Below are 16,260 nucleotides of genomic sequence, written 5' to 3'. Positions count from 1 at the left end.
ACCCCCCGGATCATGGTCAACAAGGGGGGGAAGTCATGCCGGTCCCGGAGGCCGGAAGCTCCGTTGCGGAGCCAACGAAAACGGTAATGGGGGGGCTGGATCCGGCCCGGCGGCCGTTTTCCAGTTCCACCGCTCCCGCTCCGTCCGCCAGTGCGGCCAGGGCGGCGAGGATCCGGCCGGGGAGGGAGCCCAGCGCGTACGTCTCCACCTCGTCCACCGGGACCAGCCGCCACGACAGCAGTTCGTCCTCCTGGAGCCGGATCGAGGCCAGCTGCTCCGCGCCCAGGATCCCGCCGTCGTACAGGTACGCGGCGATCGGCGGCCGGTTGTCGGCCTGGACCCAGTCGATGACGAGCAGTCGGCCCAACTCGATGTCCAGGCCGACCTCTTCGAGGGCTTCGCGGTGTGCGGCCCGGCGCGGGGTCTCGCCCGCGTCGGCCTCGACCGTGCCGCCGGGCAGTGCCCAGCCCTTGCGGTAGTTCGGCTCGACGAGCAGGACGCGGCCCTCCTCGTCACGGCAGAGGACGGCGGCTGCGGCGAGGATGCGGGGGAGTGAGGCGATGTACGTGGCGTAGTCCTGCGGATCCTGGGTCACCCTTCCAGCGTAGGTGTGTTGGGTACGCTCGCACGCGATCACACCGGCGGGGCGGTGGGCGGGAGGGGAACGCGCATGCGGGTGGACTTCGGGCGGGAGCGACTGGGCGGGGCGCCGGCTGCGGCGGGGGTGACCCTCGCGACCGAGGAGTCCCTTCCCGGGCACAGCCCGTCGGGCGAGACCCGCGCCTTCCTCACGGAGGTCGGGCTGCCGTGCGAGGCGCCGCTGATGCGGTTCGATCTGGGGGGCGAACTGCGGCTGGAGGAGGGGATGTTGGAGATCGGGGTGTTCACCTTCATGCCGTCCGTGTACCGCATCCTGCTGGACTGCCGGACCGGCCGGGTGTACGTCCGGCACGGCCGCGAGCAGCAGCTCCTCGCCTCCGACCTCTCCTCCCTCGTCCACCTCTGCGAGCTCGTCGCCCTCCTCGACCCGAACGAGGGCCGGTACGCCCGCCGCGACATCGAGTGCGGCCCCCGCGTGGTCGCCGGGCTGCAGCGTGCCATGCTGGAACTCGTCGGCGACACCGACCCCGCGCTGCTCGACACCGCCGAGGACATCTCCCCGTACTGGCGCGCGGCCATGACGATCCGGCCGCTCGCCTGGATCGCGGGTCCCGGCCCCGACGGGCTCGCCGTCGACCTGCGCGCCGACGTCCTCGGGGCCTCGCTGACCGGCCGCTACCAGCACCTCGCACCCTTCGACGAGGCGGACCTGCCCGCCGCGCTCACGCACGCCGCCACCCGGCGGTATCTGCGGGAGACCGGACTCGCGGACGGCGGCAGTGCGTTCATCACGCTGGACGAAGGCCCGCTGCCGACCCTCGCCGAGCTGTACGACCACGCGGTCGACGACCCGGTCCCTCCCTACGACAACGACTACGGCTACGTCACCGAAGGGGACGACTACCCGCGCCCGCCCGGCGCGGAGCACCTGATCCGGCTGGCCGTGCTCGGCGACGACGGCGCGATGCTGCTCGATGGGGCGACGGGCAGGGTGTACGAGCGGTTCATGCCCGACGGCGTCGAGGCCCCGATGAACGTCGACGTCTCGGCGTACAACTTCACCGTGTGGCTGCGGGAACAGGTGGTGCGGCTCTCCGGGGAGCACCGGCTCGGCGGGTCGTACAGCATGCTGACCGCGACGGTCCTCGACACGTTCGCCTCGGTCGACTCCCGGGCGTGCGTGGCCTCCGGGGGCGAGGAGGGGTACTGGCCGGTGTTCCTGGGCGACGAGTCGGTCAGTCCGTCGGCGCACTGAGAGCGGGGAAGTGTTGCGCTGAACACACGGGAGGGGCGCGGCAGTTGATGCCCGCGCCCCTCCCGCTGCGTAGTGAATCTCACTCGTCCGTACGGGACTTGGCCGCGCGCCGCAGCCTCGGGTGCCGCCGGTCGGGGCCGTGCTCGGTGATCGCGTCGCCGACCATCGCCCGTACCGCGTCCCGCAGTCCGTGCAGGGCCTGGTGGCGGGCCGGACCCGCGCCCGGGTCCTCGCGCAGCTCCTTGATGAGCGCCCAGCACAGGCCGAGCATGACCAGCACGAAGGGGAGCGCGACGAGGATCGTCGCGGTCTGGAGGGAGTTCAGGCCGCCCGCGACCAGCAGACCGGCCGCGACCGCAGCCATCAGCACGCCCCACAGCACCACCAGCCAGGTCGGCGGGTGCAGCGCGCCCCGGGCGGTGAGCGAACCCATCACCAGCGACGCCGAGTCGGCGCTCGTCACGAAGTACGTCATGACGAGGAGCATCGCGATGCAGGAGGTGACCGTGCCGATCGGCAGCGCGTCCAGCATGGTGAAGAGCGAGGCCTCGACACCGTCCTGCAACGAGCCCGCCATGTCGGCGGCTCCCGTCTGGTCCAGCCGGATCGCGGAACCGCCCATCACGCAGAACCACACCACCGTGGCCCCGCTGGGCACCAGGAGCACGCCGATCAGGAACTCACGGATCGTACGGCCGCGCGAGATCCGGGCGATGAACGTGCCGACGAACGGCGCCCAGGACAGCCACCACGCCCAGTAGAAGATCGTCCACTTGCCCAGCCACTCGCTGTCGCCGAACGCACCCGTGCGGGTCGCCATCGGGATCAGCTGGTCGAGGTAGCCGCCGATGGACGCCGGAATCGCGTCCAGGATGTAGACGGTCGGGCCGAGGACGAACACGAACAGCATCAGCAGGGCGGCCAGCACGATGTTCACCGTGCTCAGCCACTTCACGCCCTTGTGCAGGCCGGAGAAGGCGGACAGGACGAACGCCGCCGACAGCGAGGCGATGATGATCAGCTCGACGCCCTGGCTGTCCTCGATACCGGTGACGATGTTCAGGCCCTTGGAGACCTGGAGGGCGCCCAGGCCCAGGCTGGTCGCGGTGCCGAACACGGTCGCGAAGACGGCGAGCAGGTCGATCAGCTTGCCCTGCCAGCCCTCGGCGCGCTTCTCGCCGAGCAGCGGCACGAAGGCGGAGCTCATCCGGTTGCCCCGTCCCTTGCGGAACGTCGCGTACGCGAGGGCGAGACCGGCGATGCCGTAGATCGCCCAAGGCCCGAGCGTCCAGTGGAAGAAGGAGTACTGGAGGGCGGCCCGGGCGGCGCCACCGGTCCCGGCCTCGGCCCCGCTGCCCGGCGGCGGGGTGAGGTAGTGCTGGAGCGGCTCGCCGACCCCGTAGAACATCAGGCCGATGCCCATGCCCGCGCTGAACATCATCGCGATCCAGGCCAGATTGGTGAACTCCGGCTCCGATCCGTCCTTGCCGAGCCGGATCCGGCCGAACCTGCTCAGCGCGATGCACAGACACATCAGCAGGAACACGTCGGCCGCGATGACGAACAGCCAGGCGAAGTTGTTGAGGACCCAGGCGAGGGCCGAGGACGACGCGCTCTCGAACGAGTCCTTGCCGATCGCCGCCCAGGCGACGACCGCCGCCACGGCGAGCACGCCGATGACGATGACGGTGACATCGGGCCTGCCGTCGTGCAGCGGGTTGCCCGGGGCGGATCCGGGCTCGGGGGGCGGCTGGGGTGGATCGAGGGATTCCGTACTCATGCCGCACACCTTATGGTGCGGAATGTCATGGTATGGGGGGTTGGCGCGCCGTCAGGAGGGGCACGGTCCGGCCCCGGTGGGGCCCGGCGGGCGAGACGGGTCGTGGCAGGGGGCGGGGTCGGCGGTTATGGTCGGGGCGGCGCGACTGCCTGTTCGAAAGCAAGGGATGCAAGGTGACGGACGGAGCAGTACACGGAACGGCAAGTGGCACGGCGAGCGGTACGGGAAGCCGTACGGCAAGCAGTGCCGGAAGCGGTACGGGAGGCGGCGGGGTGCATGTGCTCGTCGCGGCCGACAAGTTCAAGGGCTCGCTCACGGCGGTACAGGTCGCCGAGCGGGTGACGGCCGGGCTGCGCAGGGCGGTCCCGGGCGTGGCGGTCGAGTCCCTGCCGGTCGCCGACGGCGGCGACGGCACGGTGGCCGCGGCGGTCGCCGCGGGCTTCGAACGCCGGGAGGTGCGGGTCACGGGCCCGCGCGGCGAAGGGCTGACCGCCGCCTACGCCTTCCGCGAGGCGGACGGCACGGCCGTGGTGGAGATGGCGGAGGCCTCCGGCCTCCAGCACCTGCCGCCCGGCGTCTTCGAGCCGCTCACCTCGACCACGTACGGCTCGGGCGAGCTGCTGCGGGCCGCGCTCGACGCGGGCGCGAAGACGATCGTCTTCGGCGTCGGCGGCAGCGCGACCACGGACGGCGGGGCCGGCATGCTTGCCGCGCTCGGCGCACGCTTCCTGGACGCGGACGGCAAGCCGGTCGGTCCGGGCGGCGGAGGGCTGCGCGACCTCGCGACGGCGGACCTGTCGGGTCTTGACCCGCGGTTCGCGGCGGCGGGCGGGGGCGGCGTCGATCTGATCCTGGCCAGCGACGTCGACAACCCGCTGACCGGGCCCGTCGGCGCACCGGCGGTGTACGGACCGCAGAAGGGGGCCTCCGAGGAGGACGTGGCGACGCTGGACGCGGCGCTGGCGCATTACGCGTCCGTCCTCGACCCCGCCTCGGGCCGCACCGGACTGGCCGACACCCCGGGCGCGGGGGCCGCGGGCGGCATCGGTTACGGGGCGCTGGCGGCGCTCGGCGCGCGCTTCCGGCCCGGCATCGAGGTCATGCTCGACGTACTGGGCTTCGCCCCGGCCCTGGAGCGGGCCACGCTCGTCATCACGGGCGAGGGCTCCCTCGACGAGCAGACCCTGCACGGCAAGGCCCCCGCGGGGGTCGCGGCGGCGGCGCGGGCGCGTGGGGTGGAGGTCGTCGCGGTGTGCGGCCGGCTCGCACTCCCCGCCGAGGCGCTGGGCCGGGCAGGTATCCGCAGGGCGTATGCCCTGAGCGCCCTGGAACCGGATCCCCGGCGGAGCATGGCCGAGGCAGGCCCGCTCCTGGAACGGGTGGCGGAGCAGATCGGCCACGACTTCCTGCGGTAGCGGGTGGGGGCGGGGCGCTCGGCGCGGGTCGCTGGGCGCGGGGCGGCGGGTGGTCGTCGTGCGGGTGCGTCGTGGCTGGTCGCGCAGTTCCCCGCGCCCCTAACTGCCGGCCCCTAGCCGCCCGATGCCGCCCGCCGCCTCCTTGGGCAGCGGGGCCGCCCCCCCCGGGGGGCGGGACGGGTGGGCAAGGGGGCGGCCCCCACGCGGAGCCCCGCCCCTCGACCGCACGCGCCCGCCACCGCCCCATCCCGTCCCCTCATGTCGCCGACAACCGAAACGCATCCAGGGCCAACGTCATCTCCGTCAAGTCCCGCGGCCGGGACAAGGACCGCGAGGTCAACTGCTCCAGCCGCCGCAGCCGGTTGAACACCGTGTTCCGGTGGCAGTAGAGCCGCGTCGCCGCCCGCCCCGCCGATCCCTGCGCCCCCAGCCACGCGTCCAGCGTCTCCAGGAGCACCGCCCGGTCGCCCGGGTCGAGTGCGAGCAGCGGGCCGAAGACCTCCGCCACCAGCCGAGCCGCCAGCTCCGGCTGGCTGACCACCAGCGCGGCCGGCAGCCGCTCGTCCAGCCGCACGATCCCGGGCCCGCCCGCCCCGCCCGCCGCATCCGTCACCGCACACGTCCGCAGCGCCGTCTCCGCCAGCCGCCTGGCCAGCCCCAGCTCGGCCAGCCCCGCCACCACCGGGCTCACCCCGCCAGGCCCCGCACACCGCCGCTCCAGCTCCGCCGACAGTTCCGTGAGCCCGGTGTCGGGGCCCAGCGCCACCACCGCCACCTCGCAGTCCGTGCGCATCCGCCAGAAGAAGCGCAGCCCGGCCGCCGCCGTCACCCGGTGGAACTGCTCGCGGCCTTCGCGCCGTTCGACCCGCAGCACGACCACCGCGTACCGGCCCTGTTCGGGCAGGTCGAGGCCCGCAGCCGCGCCCGCGACGAGTGCCGCGGACGTCTGGCCCTCCAGCAGGGCGTCGAGCAGCGCCTGCACGCGTTCGTTGCTGCGCCGCTGCATGTCCTCCTCCGTGCTCCGATACGCCTCGGCGACCGTGGCGGCCTGCCTGTCCACCGCCGCCCACATCTGCGCCGCCGTGTGTACGAGTACGGGCAGCGCCTCCGGGTCCCTCGCCGTGACGGCGTCGAGGAGTTCGTCCCAGACGAGATAGCCGGCCTTGCGGTACGCGTGCAGCAGCAGGTCCAGCGAGAGGCCCTGCTCCGCCCGCCGCCTGCCGAGCTTCTCGGCGAATTCGAGGTCGCGCCGGGGCGCGGACCGGGGGGCCGGAATCACCTCGATGCCGTACCGCAGCGCCTCGTTGATCTGCTGCCAGTGTTCGTCTGCCGGTACGGCGATGTCGTATTGCGGCGAGTGCGCCCGGAGTTCGCCGATGAGCAGGTCGGTGAGGTGCCCGACCCGCCCGATGAGCACCTCCGACGCGCTCTCCAGCACCGACCGTTCACGATCCGTGCGTGCTCTGCGGCCACTCATGACCGGTGAGGATGCCACCGCTGCGGCCCGGTGGACAGTCCCCTTGTGCGTGAGCACAACGGCCGCCTCCGGCCGCTGGTCATCCGCAGCGATTCACCCATACCCCCTGGACGGTTACACGTGTCGGCTGTTGGTCTGTGGGCCTACAGGGGTCCGCAGAGAAGGAGTCCGCGAGGTGGAAGGACGTGTTCCCGTGCAGCCAGGCGCCCTGGAAGTACGCTCCCTCTCCGTCGGGTACGGACCGGTGCGCGCCCTGCGCGGGGTGACGCTCGACGTCCCTGCCGGTGCGGTGGTTGCCGTGCTCGGTGGCAACGGCGCGGGCAAGTCGACCCTCCTGAGGGCGATTTCGCGCACGCTCCGCTACCACAGGGGTGCGGTCTCCGCAGGCACGGTCGCGTACGGCGGACGCGATCTGCGCGGTGCGAGTGCCGCCCGGGTCGTCGCCTCGGGCATCGTCCAAGTCCCGGAAGGGCGGCAGGTGTTCGCCCGCATGACGGTCGCGGACAACCTCCGCGCGGGCGCACTCGGCGCCCCCGGCGGACGCGGCGCCGTACGGGAAGCCCTCGCCCGCGTCCACGAACTCTTCCCCGTCCTCGCCGACCGCGCCCGCCAGCGCGCCGGTCTCCTCTCCGGCGGAGAGCAGCAGATGCTGGCGCTGGGGCGGGCGTTGATGGCTCACCCCCGGCTCCTCCTCCTCGACGAGCCGTCCCTCGGGCTCGCTCCGCTGATGGCCGCCCGCATCGCCGAGACCGTCCGGCAGATCAACGCCACCGGCACCTCGGTCCTGCTCGTCGAGCAGAACGCGGCCCTCGCCCTGCGGCTCGCCACCACGGCGTACGTACTCGATGTCGGCGAGGTCGCCCTGCACGGTCCGGCCGCCGAACTCGCCGCCTCCGACGAGGTGCGCCGCCGCTACCTCGGCGTCGTCGACGAGGCGGCGGCCGAGGACGCGGGCAGCGCCGAGACGGCGGCGCCGACGCTCAGCAGGTGGCGGGAATGACCGCCGCCACGCTCCAAGTCACCGATGTGACAGTGAAGTTCGCCGGACTGACCGCGCTGGACGCCGTCTCCTTCACCGTCGAACCAGGCAGCGTGCACGCCGTCATCGGCCCCAACGGGGCAGGAAAGTCAACCTGCTTCAACGTCCTGTCCGGCGTCTACCGAGCCACCTCGGGCAGCGTCCGCTTCGGCTCCGCCGAACTCACCGGCCTCGCCCCGCACCGCATCGCCGCGCTCGGTATCGCCCGCACCTTCCAGAACCTGGCCGTCCCGCCGCACGCCACCGTCGCCGACAGCCTCATGCTGGGTCGCCACCGGCTGACCCGCACCGGGTTCGTCGCGGCAGGGCTTCGGCTGCCGTCCGCCGCCCGCGAGGCGCGTCAACACCTGGACCGGGTGAGGGAGATCGCGGACTTCGTCGGTCTCGCCGACGATCTCGACCGGCCCGCCGGGGCCCTCCCGTACGGAAAACAGAAGCTCGTCGAGCTGGCCCGCGCCCTGTGCATGGAACCGCGACTGCTCCTGCTGGACGAACCCGTCGCGGGCATGACCGCCGACGAACGGCGCGCCACCGCGGCCGTCGTCGCGGGCGTACGGGACAGCCTCGGTATCTCGATCGTGCTCGTCGAACACGACATGGGGGTGGTGATGCGGCTCGCGGACGCGGTGACCGTACTCGACTTCGGACGGCGCATCGCGGACGGTCCGCCCGCCCAGGTGCAGTCCGATCCGGCCGTCGTCCAGGCGTACTTGGGGGCGCCCACCCCATGACGACCCTCGTCGAACTCCTCCTCGGCGGCCTCTCCATGGGCGCCGTCTACGCACTCATCGCCCTCGGTTTCGTCGTCATCTTCAAGGCGACCGAGGTCGTGAACTTCGCCCACGCCTCGCTCCTCCTGGCAGGCGGCTACCTCACCGCCGTCCTCCACGACGACCTCGGCTTCTGGCTCGCCCTCGCGGCCGGCATCGCGGGCGCAGCGGTGGTCGGTGCGGCGGTGGAATTCCTCGTCATGCGGCGCTACCGGGGCAGTGACCACAGCGTCCTCGCGATCGTCACGATCGGCGTCGACATCCTCCTGGTCACCGAGCTGACCCGGCGCATCGGCACCCGCGTCCTGTCACCGGGCGACCCCTGGGGCGACCAGGTGGTGACCGTCGGCTCCGTCACCATGGCCCAGACCCGGATCGCGGCGCTCCTCGCCGCGGCCGTCCTCATCGCCGCGTTCCTGCTCGCCTTCCGGTACACCTCGTGGGGCGTCGCCATGCGCGCCGCGGCGGAGAACCCGCAGACGGCGGCCCTGATGGGGGTGCGCCTCGGCCGGGTCTCGCTCTCCGCCTGGGCGGTCGCCGGGGCACTCGCCGCCGTCGCCGCGCTCTTCCTGACCGTCTTCCCGACCCCCGGCCTCGAACGGACCACCTCCCTGGCCGCGATGAAGGCCTTCCCGGCAGCCATACTCGGCGGCCTGGACTCCACGACGGGCGCCCTGGCCGGCGGCCTGATCGTCGGCGTCGTCGAATCCCTCGCCACCGGCTACGAGAGCAACCTCTCCTTCCTCGGCGGCGACACCGGCGACCTCGCCCCCTATCTGGTGATGGTGGTGGTCCTGCTGATCCGCCCGGCGGGCCTCTTCGGCACGAAGGAGCGGGCCCGTGTCTGACACCACGCCCCCGGGGCGGCGGACGACGGACACGCCGGAGCCCGGCCGCACCACCGCCGGCACCGAGGCGGCGACGGCCCGCCCCACCCGTACGCAAGCCCTGCGCGACATCGGTACGCAAGCCCTGCGCGACTTCCTTACCAGGGCCCTGCGCGACATCCGTACGTACCTCTGGACCGCTCTCGCGCTCGTCCTCCTCGCGCTGCCCTTCTACGTCGACCGCTTCTGGCTCCAGGCCGGGCTCTTCGCCATGGCCGCCGCCATCGCCGCCATCGGCCTGGGCCTCCTCACCGGCTCGACCGGCCAACTCTCCATGGGGCACGCCTTCTTCCTCGCCGTCGGCGCGTACAGCTACTGCGTGTTCGCCGCCGACCCCCTCGTCGAGAACGGCCACCGGCTCTCCGGCCTCGGGCTGCCCAGCTGGCTCGCCGTCCTCCTCGCGACCGGTGTCTCCGGGATCGCGGGCGGACTCTTCAGCCCCATCGCCGGACGCCTGCGCGGCGCCTACCTCGGCATCGCGACGCTCGCCCTGATCTTCATCGGGCAGCACGTCCTCTTCAACGCCCGGGACCTCACCGGCGGCTCCAACGGCCGTTCCGTACCGCCTCTTTCGCTCCTCGGCATCGACTTCGACGACTCGCAGACCGTCCTCGCGGGCGTCCCCTTCGAGTCCGCGGAGAAGCTCTGGTACGCGGCCCTGCTCGCCCTCCTCCTCTGCGCGCTCTTCGCCCGCGGAGTCCTGCGCGGGCGGCCGGGCCTGGCGATGAACGCGATTCGCGACCACCGCATCGCGGCGGGCGTGATGGGCGTACCGGTGGCCCGCTACCGGGCGTCTGTCTTCGTGCTGTCCTCGATGTACGCGGGCCTCGCCGGAGTCCTGTTCGCCCTCGTCTTCCAGCGGACCGTCCCCGACTACTTCGGCATGACGCTGTCCCTCGAATTCCTGGCGATGATCGTCATCGGTGGTCTCGGCTCGGTGCGCGGCGCGGTGATCGGCGCCGCTTTCGTGTCGCTGCTGCCCCAACTCCTCACCCGCTACAGCGACTCGCTGCCGCTGGTCACCGCTCCCGGAACCGGCGCCGGCGGCATCGCGCCGGGCGAGGCGGCCCGCTATCTGTACGGCGCGGCGGTCGTCGTCGTGGTCCTGTTCCTGCCGGGCGGCCTCTCCCGCCTCCGTCTTCGAAGGGGAAGCACATGACGGATCGAAGGTTCACCACCGCTGCGGCGGCAGCCCTCCTCACGCTCGCCCTCGTCGCGACCGGATGCAGCAGCAAGGCCGGTACCGGCAGCGCGGGCAAGGAGGACTCCCAGGGCGTCAAGGCCGGCGACGGCATCACCGACAAGGTCATCCCCCTCGGCGTCCTCACCGACCTGACCGGTGTGTACGCCTCCCTCGGCAAGAGCGTCACCCAGTCCCAGCAGCTCTGGGCCAAGCAGCTCAACGCGGCGGGCGGCGTCTGCGGCCGGAAGGTCGAACTCACCGTCCGCGACCACGGTTACGATCCGCAGAAGGCGGTCTCGGCCTACACCGAGCTCGAACCCAAGGTCGCCGCGTACGTCCAGTTCATCGGCTCCCCGTTCGTGGCCGCCGTCAAGAAGCGCGTCGAGACCCAGGACAAGGGCCTGATCCTCCCGCAGGCCTGGTCGGCCTCCCTGCTCGGCAGCTCGTACGTCCGCGTCGTCGGCGCCACCTACGACATCGAGACGATCAACGCGATCGACTTCCTCCTGACTCGGAAGCTCATCGCGAAGGGCGACAGGATCGGCCACGTCCACTTCGAGGGCGACTACGGGGAGAACGCCCTCCAGGGCTCCAAGTACGCGGCGGAACAAGCCGGATTGACGATCGTCGAGCAGAAGATCAAGCCGACCGACAACGACATGTCCGCACAGGTCACCACCCTCAAGAAGGCGGGCGTGAAGGCCATCGTCATCAGCGCGGGCCCGCGTCAGGCGGCCTCCCTGGTCGGCGTCGCCGCAGCCGGCCGCTTCGCCGTCCCGATCATCGGCAACAACTCCGCCTTCGCACCACAGCTCCTCGCCACCCCGGCGGGCCCCGCCCTCCAGAAGAACTACTACGTGGCCGCCTCCACCCTCCCCATCGGCTCCACGGAACCCGGCCCCGCCGCCCTCGCCAAGGCGTACAAGGCCGAGTACCCCGAGGACAGCCTCGACAACGGCGTCGCCGCGGGCTACTCGGCGGGCAAGATCTTCGAGGAGGTCCTCAAGCGGGCCTGCGCCGACAAGAACCTCACCCGCGAAGGCATGGCCAAGGCCGTCCGCTCCATGAAGGCCTTCGACAACGGATTCGGCATGACCCACGACTTCTCCGACCCCATGGCCCCGTCCACCCGCCAGTCCGTCATCGCGCAGCCCGACGCGAAGACACCCGGGGGCCTGAAGGTCGTCCAGGACGCGACGGCGTCGAAGCCCGCGGAAGGCTTCGAACTCGGCTGACAGCAGGTGAGTTGAGTAGCATCACTCACTCAACCCTTCGCGGCCGTCACCAGCTCCGCCGTGGTCGTCACCGTGGCGAAGCCGCCGCCGTGCAGGGTGACGGCCGTGGCCCGGGCGATCTCGTCGGCGGTCAGGGTCCAGCCGAAGGGGCCCTCCTGGTCGAAGGTGTAGGTCGCGTCGAGGGCGAAGAGGACGTCGTAGCCGAGGTTGCCGCCCATGCGGGCCGTCGTCTCGGCGCACATGTTGGTCTGGATGCCGGCCACCACGAACCGGGTGATGCCCGCCGCCTTGAACCAGGCGTCGAGGTCGGGGGCGCCGTAGAACGCGGAGTTGACGGTCTTGGAGAGGAAGAGCTCGGGCCCCGGGCCCTTGCCGCGGCGTTCTTCGACGTACGGCTTGAGGACGTTGCCGGGGTGGTCCGGGTGCAGTGGCGAGCCGGGCTTCACCGAGTCGTGCCGTACGAAGACGACCGGGCGGCCGGTGGACTGCCAGGTGTCGAGGAGGGCGGCGATGTTGTCGTCGGCGGCCGGGTTGTTGCGGGGGCCCCAGAAGTCGGAGTCCTCGAAGCCCTGTTGTACGTCGACCACGACGAGTGCGGTGTTCTGCGTGATGTCCATGGCTACGATCCTGATCCGGAACCGCTTGAGTTCCCATAGGGGAATAAGTCGGCGATCGATGGGAAACGGCCAGTTGTCAGTGACGGCCGGTAGGGTCGGTGCATGCCTTCGGAATCCGCCAGAACGGTCCCTTCGCAGCAGACGCAGCCGCCCGCACGGCTGCCCGCGCACCCCGCCGACAGCCACGGCCTGATCCAGGTCCGCGGCGCCCGTGAGAACAACCTGCGGGACGTCTCCGTCGACCTGCCCAAGCGCCGCCTCACCGTATTCACCGGAGTCTCGGGCTCCGGCAAGTCCTCGCTGGTCTTCGGCACGGTCGCCGCCGAGTCGCAGCGGCTGATCAACGAGACGTACACCGCCTTCCTGCAGTCCTTCATGCCGAGCCTGGGCCGCCCGGACGTCGACGGGCTGCACAACCTCAGCGCCGCGATCGTCGTCGACCAGGAGCGAATGGGCGCCAACTCCCGCTCCACGGTGGGCACTGCCACCGATGCGTACGCGATGCTGCGCATCATCTTCAGCAGGCTGGGCGTGCCGAACCTGCCCAGCGCCGGCGCCTTCAGCTTCAACCTGCCCGACGGGATGTGCCCGCGCTGCGAGGGCATGGGACAGGTCTCCGACATCGACGTGGACCAGCTCGTCGACCGGGAGAAGTCCCTCAACGAGGGCGCGATCACCGCGCCCGGCCACGCGGTGGACTCCTGGCCGTGGGGGATCTTCGTCGGCTCCGGCTTCTTCGACCCGGACAAGAAGGTGAAGGACTACACCGAGCAGGAGTGGGCCGACCTCCTGCACAAGCCGTCCGTGAAGGTGAAGGTCGGCAAGAGCAACCTCACCTACGAGGGCCTGGCGGCACGCGTCCAGCGGACCATGCTCGCCAAGGACCGTGAGTCGATGCAGTCGCACATCCGGGCCTTCGTCGACCGGGCCGTCGTCTTCGCCGACTGCCCCGAGTGCGGGGGCACGCGGCTGACGCGGGCCGCCCTCGCCTCGAAGATCGACGGGGTGAACATCGCGGAGTGCTCGGCGATGCAGATCAACGACCTCGCGAAGTTCGTCGGTAACCTCGACGCCCCCGAGGTCGCCCCGCTCCTGGCGAACCTGCGCGACCTCCTCGGCTCCCTCGTCGAGATCGGCCTCGGCTACCTCAGCCTGGACCGGTCGGCCGGCACGCTGTCCGGCGGCGAGGCGCAGCGCGTCAAGATGGTCCGCCACCTCGGCTCGTCCCTCACGGACGTCACCTACATCTTCGACGAGCCGACCACGGGCCTGCACCCGCACGACATCCGCCGGATGAACGACCTGCTGCTGCGGCTGCGCGACAAGGGCAACACGGTCCTCGTCGTCGAGCACAAGCCCGAGGTCATCCGTATCGCCGACCACGTCGTCGACCTCGGCCCCGGCGCGGGTACGGCCGGCGGCGAGCTCTGCTACAGCGGCGACGTGGAAGGGCTGAAGGCCTCCGGGACCCTCACCGGACGGCACCTCTCGCACCGCGCCGAACTGCGCACCGAGGTACGCAGGCCGACCGGCCTGATCTCCATCCAGGACGCCACCCAGCACAACCTTCAGAACGTGAGCGTCGACATCCCGACCGGAGTGCTGACGGTCGTCACCGGCGTCGCCGGTTCCGGGAAGAGCTCACTCATCCACGGGAACCTGCCTGGCCGCGAGGGCGTCGTGGTCGCCGACCAGTCGCCGATCCGCGGTTCGCGCCGTTCCAACCCCGCCACGTACACCGGCCTCCTCACCCCCATCCGCAACGCCTTCGCCAAGGTCAACGGTGTGAAGGCGGCACTCTTCAGCGCCAACTCCGAAGGCGCCTGCCCGAACTGCAACGGCATCGGTCTCGTCTACACCGACCTCGCGATGATGGCCGGGGTGGCCTCGGTGTGCGAGGTCTGCTCGGGGAAGCGCTTCACGGCGGAGGTCCTCGCCTACACGCTGAACGGCAAGAACATCAGCGAGGTGCTGGGGATGTCGGTCGCCGAGGCGTACGACTTCTTCGCGGACGGCAAGGCGGTGGGCGGCGCCGCGGGCGGCCAGGCCCGGGCCCTGCTGACCCGGCTCACCGACGTGGGCCTCGGCTATCTGCGCCTCGGCCAGCCCCTCAACACGCTCTCCGGCGGTGAGCGGCAGCGGCTCAAGCTGGCGATCCACATGGCGGAGAAGGCGGCGACCTACGTTCTGGACGAGCCGACGACCGGCCTGCACATGGCCGACGTCGACCAGCTCCTCGCCCTGCTCGACCGGCTCGTCGACGACGGCAACACGGTGATCGTGATCGAGCACCACCAGGCGGTGATGGCCCACGCGGACTGGCTGATCGATCTGGGCCCCGGCGGCGGCCACGACGGCGGCCGGATCGTCTTCACCGGCACACCGGAGGAGCTGGTCACCAAGGGCGACACACTGACGGCGCAGCATCTGCGGGAGTACTGCAACCTCAGCCCGTCCGGCGTGTAAGGGCGAAGCGGCGGGGAGGGGCGGGTAGGGGACTGCGCCGCAGACGGGCCGCACCACCCACCGCCCGCCCCTGAAGGCCCTGCCTCACTCCTGGCGAGCCCGCCCCGACGGGGGCGGTAAACCATCGACCGATGGTTTACTGCCCCCGTGGCCACCCCTACCCGCCCCCACCGCGTAGCGCTCCTCACCTTCCCCGGCATCCGCCCCTTCGACCTCTCCGTCGTCACCGAGGTCTGGGGCACCGACCGCACCGATCGCGGCGTCCCCGCCTTCGACCTGCGCCGGGCCGCCGCCACCCCGCACCCCATCCCGCTGCGCGGCGGCCTCACCCTCACCCCCGACCGCACCCTCGCCTGGCTGCCCCGCGCCGACCTGGTCCTCGTGCCGGGCCTGGACGACCACCTCACCCCCGCCCCGGCCCCGGTCCTCGAAGCGCTCCGCAGGGCCCACGCGCGCGGCACCCCCATCGCCTCCCTCTGCGGCGGCGCCTTCACGCTCGCGCAGGCAGGGCTCCTCGACGGACGCCGCGCGACCACGCACTGGAACCTCGTCGAGCTGCTCCGTACGCACCACCCCCGCGTCACCGTCGAGCCGGACGCGCTCTTCATCGAGGACCGCGGCATCTGGACCGCCGCCGGAACCGCCGCCGGCATCGACCTCTGTCTGCACCTGGTCCGCACCGCCCACGGGGCGGAGGTGGCAGCCACGATCGCCCGCTCCATGGTCACCGCGCCGTTCAGGACCGGTACCCAGGCGCAGTTCATCGAGCACCCCACCCCGCGCACCGACCGGTCCGCCGACGCCCTCGCCTCGGTACGCGCGTACGCGATCCGCAATCTCCACGAACCGCTGACGGTCAGCCGACTCGCCGCCCACGCGGGCATGTCCGTACGCACCTTCTCCCGCCACTTCACCGAGGCGACCGGCGTCACGCCCCTGCGCTGGCTCCTCGACCAGCGGGTGGCCGCCGCGCAGAAGCTGCTGGAACACACCGACCTGTCGATGCCCGAGGTCGCCAGGCGCACCGGTTTCGGCAGCGAGATCACCATGCGCCAGCACTTCGCCAATCGCCTCGCGACCAGCCCCCGCGCCTACCGCGCCTCCTTCGCCGACCGCCGCGGGTGAATATCTGTCCCTGCCGCTACAGGAAAAACTGTCCTGGGACGGGGAGAATTTCCGGAGCGGGCCGACGCGGAAAAATCTTGCAGGAGACCGATTGCTGTTTTCGTGCTAGTGTCCTTCTCATCTGCAGTTGTGGTTTGCAGTTGCAGTTGTGGTTTCCAAGGAGAGTTTGAACATGGCTACTGGCACCGTTAAGTGGTTCAACGCGGAAAAGGGCTTCGGCTTCATTGAGCAGGACGGCGGCGGCGCTGACGTCTTCGCGCACTACTCGAACATCGCCGCCCAGGGCTTCCGCGAGCTCCAGGAGGGCCAGAAGGTGAACTTCGACGTCACGCAGGGCCAGAAGGGCCCGCAGGCGGAGAACATCACCCCCGCCTAATCCCAGGCATGCAGTACAGCAGCTGGGGCCCGCAC

13 protein-coding genes and 1 pseudogene are annotated in these 16,260 nt (G+C 71.4%); 10 read left to right on the top strand and 4 right to left on the bottom strand.

The window, feature by feature from the left end; all coding sequences use genetic code 11:
- Positions 1-106: 106 nt before the first annotated feature.
- A pseudogene (locus ACWGIG_RS26330) lies at positions 107-595 on the bottom strand (NUDIX domain-containing protein); the annotation flags it as partial.
- 75 nt (positions 596-670) lie between these two features.
- On the opposite strand from ACWGIG_RS26330, the gene ACWGIG_RS26325 reads away from it, so the two are divergent.
- On the top strand, positions 671-1,855 hold the full coding sequence (locus tag ACWGIG_RS26325) for an SUKH-4 family immunity protein (protein WP_453324144.1): 1,185 nt from the start codon (positions 671-673) through the stop codon (positions 1,853-1,855).
- Between the two features lie 79 nt (positions 1,856-1,934).
- Here the strand turns inward: ACWGIG_RS26325 and ACWGIG_RS26320 are convergent, their stop codons facing one another.
- Positions 1,935-3,635 (bottom strand): BCCT family transporter, encoded by a 1,701-nt coding sequence (locus ACWGIG_RS26320; protein WP_453324143.1) that lies wholly within the window; start codon positions 3,633-3,635, stop codon positions 1,935-1,937.
- A gap of 278 nt (positions 3,636-3,913) precedes the next feature.
- Here ACWGIG_RS26320 and ACWGIG_RS26315 point away from each other — a divergent pair, with 278 nt between their 5' ends.
- Complete coding sequence (locus ACWGIG_RS26315; RefSeq protein ID WP_453324147.1) at positions 3,914-5,050, top strand: glycerate kinase family protein; 1,137 nt, start codon at positions 3,914-3,916, stop codon at positions 5,048-5,050.
- Between the two features lie 256 nt (positions 5,051-5,306).
- Here the strand turns inward: ACWGIG_RS26315 and ACWGIG_RS26310 are convergent, their stop codons facing one another.
- A complete protein-coding gene (locus ACWGIG_RS26310; RefSeq protein ID WP_453324142.1) occupies positions 5,307-6,527 on the bottom strand; it encodes a PucR family transcriptional regulator in 1,221 nt (406 codons plus the stop codon).
- A gap of 175 nt (positions 6,528-6,702) precedes the next feature.
- Between ACWGIG_RS26310 and ACWGIG_RS26305 the strand changes: the two genes are divergently transcribed.
- The 5 genes from ACWGIG_RS26305 to ACWGIG_RS26285 all read left to right on the top strand — a co-directional run bounded on the left by ACWGIG_RS26305 (position 6,703) and on the right by ACWGIG_RS26285 (position 11,641).
- Positions 6,703-7,527, top strand: a complete 825-nt coding sequence (locus ACWGIG_RS26305) for an ABC transporter ATP-binding protein (RefSeq protein WP_453324141.1) — start codon at positions 6,703-6,705, stop codon at positions 7,525-7,527.
- Positions 7,524-8,297, top strand: coding sequence for an ABC transporter ATP-binding protein (locus ACWGIG_RS26300; RefSeq protein ID WP_453324140.1), 774 nt, complete (start codon positions 7,524-7,526; stop codon positions 8,295-8,297). The genes ACWGIG_RS26305 and ACWGIG_RS26300 overlap by 4 nt, the downstream gene beginning before the upstream one ends.
- Positions 8,294-9,184 (top strand): branched-chain amino acid ABC transporter permease, encoded by an 891-nt coding sequence (locus tag ACWGIG_RS26295; protein WP_453324139.1) that lies wholly within the window; start codon positions 8,294-8,296, stop codon positions 9,182-9,184. Before ACWGIG_RS26300 ends, ACWGIG_RS26295 begins: the two co-directional genes overlap by 4 nt.
- A gap of 109 nt (positions 9,185-9,293) precedes the next feature.
- Complete coding sequence (locus ACWGIG_RS26290) at positions 9,294-10,382, top strand: branched-chain amino acid ABC transporter permease (protein ID WP_453324146.1); 1,089 nt, start codon at positions 9,294-9,296, stop codon at positions 10,380-10,382.
- Positions 10,379-11,641, top strand: coding sequence for an ABC transporter substrate-binding protein (locus ACWGIG_RS26285; protein WP_453324138.1), 1,263 nt, complete (start codon positions 10,379-10,381; stop codon positions 11,639-11,641). The genes ACWGIG_RS26290 and ACWGIG_RS26285 overlap by 4 nt, the downstream gene beginning before the upstream one ends.
- 29 nt (positions 11,642-11,670) lie before the next feature.
- On the opposite strand, the gene ACWGIG_RS26280 is transcribed toward ACWGIG_RS26285, so the two are convergent.
- Complete coding sequence (locus tag ACWGIG_RS26280) at positions 11,671-12,258, bottom strand: cysteine hydrolase family protein (RefSeq protein ID WP_453324137.1); 588 nt, start codon at positions 12,256-12,258, stop codon at positions 11,671-11,673.
- A gap of 189 nt (positions 12,259-12,447) precedes the next feature.
- On the opposite strand from ACWGIG_RS26280, the gene ACWGIG_RS26275 reads away from it, so the two are divergent.
- From ACWGIG_RS26275 to ACWGIG_RS26265, 3 genes are all read left to right on the top strand, one after another.
- The gene (locus tag ACWGIG_RS26275) at positions 12,448-14,724 is read left to right on the top strand and encodes an ATP-binding cassette domain-containing protein (RefSeq protein WP_453324145.1); all 2,277 of its coding nucleotides are present in this window, start codon (positions 12,448-12,450) and stop codon (positions 14,722-14,724) included.
- 147 nt (positions 14,725-14,871) lie between these two features.
- Positions 14,872-15,849, top strand: a complete 978-nt coding sequence (locus ACWGIG_RS26270; RefSeq protein ID WP_453324136.1) for a GlxA family transcriptional regulator — start codon at positions 14,872-14,874, stop codon at positions 15,847-15,849.
- A gap of 172 nt (positions 15,850-16,021) precedes the next feature.
- Positions 16,022-16,225: a cold-shock protein gene (locus ACWGIG_RS26265; RefSeq protein ID WP_069572018.1), complete on the top strand. Its 204-nt coding sequence runs from the start codon at positions 16,022-16,024 to the stop codon at positions 16,223-16,225.
- The last annotated feature ends 35 nt before the right edge of the window (positions 16,226-16,260 follow it).

Source organism: Streptomyces sp. NPDC054863 (genome assembly GCF_053610825.1).
The sequence above is the reverse complement of the archived record's forward strand: the minus strand, read 5'-3'. Positions and strand labels throughout refer to the sequence as shown.